The 1,994-nt window shown below is 74.3% G+C and carries 2 protein-coding genes; both read right to left on the bottom strand.

Annotation, left to right across the window (positions count from 1 at the left end; translation table 11 throughout):
- The coding region (locus ITI46_RS34295; protein ID WP_307808434.1) for a sensor histidine kinase at positions 1-1,424 on the bottom strand (1,424 nt) is incomplete at its 3' end.
- The coding region (locus ITI46_RS34290) for a glycosyltransferase family 4 protein (RefSeq protein WP_209243948.1) at positions 1,418-1,994 on the bottom strand (577 nt) is incomplete at its 5' end. The genes ITI46_RS34295 and ITI46_RS34290, both read right to left, overlap by 7 nt.

Genomic DNA, 1,994 nt, shown 5'->3' with positions numbered 1-1,994 from the left:
GGCCCCTGGCCCTTCAGCCCCTCGCCCCTCATCCCCATACCGCCATCCCCCGTACCACCAGTCCCCCTGTCGTCGCCCCGCACCTCCGGCCCGTCGCCCCACGGCAGCTCCATCCGTACCACCGTGGGACCGCCGGGTGGGCTGGAGAGGCGCAGTCTTCCGCCGTGCACCGCGAGCCGGTCGGCGAGCCCCGTCAGCCCTGTACCCCGGTCCGGGTCGGCGCCACCCCTGCCGTCGTCGCGGACCTCCACCGTCAGCGACTGGCCGCCGCGTATCGCCACCGTCGCGTGTGAAGCCCCGCTGTGCTTGGCCACATTGGTCAACGCCTCCGTGACGGCGAAGTACGCGGCGACCTCCAGCGCCTCGGCAGGCCGCCGGGTGCCGAGCCGCGACTCCACCCGAACGGGTACCGGCGAACGCTCGGCCAGCGCTTCGATCGCCGCTGCCAGGCCGCGGTCGGTGAGCACCGATGGATGGATGCCGCGCACCAGGTCCCGCAGTTCGGCGAGGACGGCGCGTGCCTCATCCTGTGCCTTGGCAACGAGCGCCGGGTCGGCGTCCAGCTTGGCGAGGCCCAGCGTCATGATCAGTCCGGTGAGCCGCTGTTGGGCACCGTCGTGCAGATCGCGCTCGATACGGCGGCGCTCCACCTCGAACGCGTCGGCCAGCCTGGCGCGGGACGCCGTCACCTCCGTCAGCCGCGCGTCCAGCTCCTTCTCCCGGCGCGTCCCCACCAGCACGGCGCGGGCCAGCGCCGCCCGCATTCCGGCCAGCCCCGCGAACAGATAACAGGCGAGCGCGGCGAAGACCGGCGTCAGCAACAGCCACGGCAACACCTGCTGCGGCTCCGTCAGCACGAGGCCCTCGCCGTACATCACCCGGTCCCCGCCCAACACGGTGAACAGCGCGAACGGCTGGCTGGCGACCAGGCCGAGCCCCAGCAGCGCCACCAGCAGATCCAGCACCGACAGCAGCGCGTTGGGCACCGCGAAGCCGAACTCCACCCAGGTGGCCGACGACTTGGTGCGGCGCCACAGCCTGCGCAGCACCCGCCGCGCCGCGCTCCCGCCCGAGTCGTCGGGCAGCGCAGCGGATTCGCCCCGGTGCGGCGACGGCGCGTCCCGCGGGTCGAGCCAGCGCAACCGCCGCCGCTCCAGCCCGGCGAGCCCGGCCGCTGACGCCGGTACGCACAGCAGCGCGACCACTCCGATACCGGTGGGCAGCAGCAGGACCCCCAGCACCACCAGGCCCACGGCGAGAAAGAGCCAGCCGAGCCCCAGCACCCCGCCGGCCAGCAGATACCCCAACGCGCGCAGCGGCCACACCGACCCCAGGAACCGCCAGGGCCCGCCCGCCAACGCCTGCCACACACCCCCGGCGTCCTCGCCCGGAGCCCCCGCCGCCCTCATCTCGCTGCTCACCACGCCTCGACCGTATGGGACAGCAGACTGCGCAGCCGGCGAGCCGTGGCGTCCCAGCTCCACTCGGCCTCCACCCAGGCACGGCCTTCGGCGCCCATCGCGGCGGCTGTGCGCGGAGAGCCGAGCAGCCGGATGAGGCGGTCGGCCACCGCGTGGACGTCACTCCCGTCGACCACATGGCCGGTCTCCCCGTCCCTGACGGCCTCGGGTGCCCCGCCCGACTCGCCCACGAGCACGGGCAGTCCGGCGGCTGCGGCCTCCAGATACACAATGCCCAGGCCCTCGGCCTCCAGCCCGAGACGGCGGGTACGACAGGGCATGGCGAACACATCCGCTGCCGCGTAGTAGGGCGGCAGCTCACCGTGCGCCTGGGAGCCCGCGAAGACCACCGCCCCTTCGGGCAGCCCCGGCAGCCGCCGCACCAGCCGCCGCAGCGCCCCCTCGCACGGACCGGAGCCGACGATCAGCAACCCCGCCCCCGGCACGGCGGCCCGCACCAGTGGCATGGCGCGCAGCAACGTGTCCTGCCCCTTACGGCGGACGAGCCGCGAGACGCTGAGCACCAACGGGCCC

Origin of the sequence: Streptomyces oryzae (genome assembly GCF_017676365.1) — a bacterium.
Lineage (GTDB): Bacteria > Actinomycetota > Actinomycetes > Streptomycetales > Streptomycetaceae > Streptomyces > Streptomyces oryzae.
The sequence above is the reverse complement of the archived record's forward strand: the minus strand, read 5'-3'. Positions and strand labels throughout refer to the sequence as shown.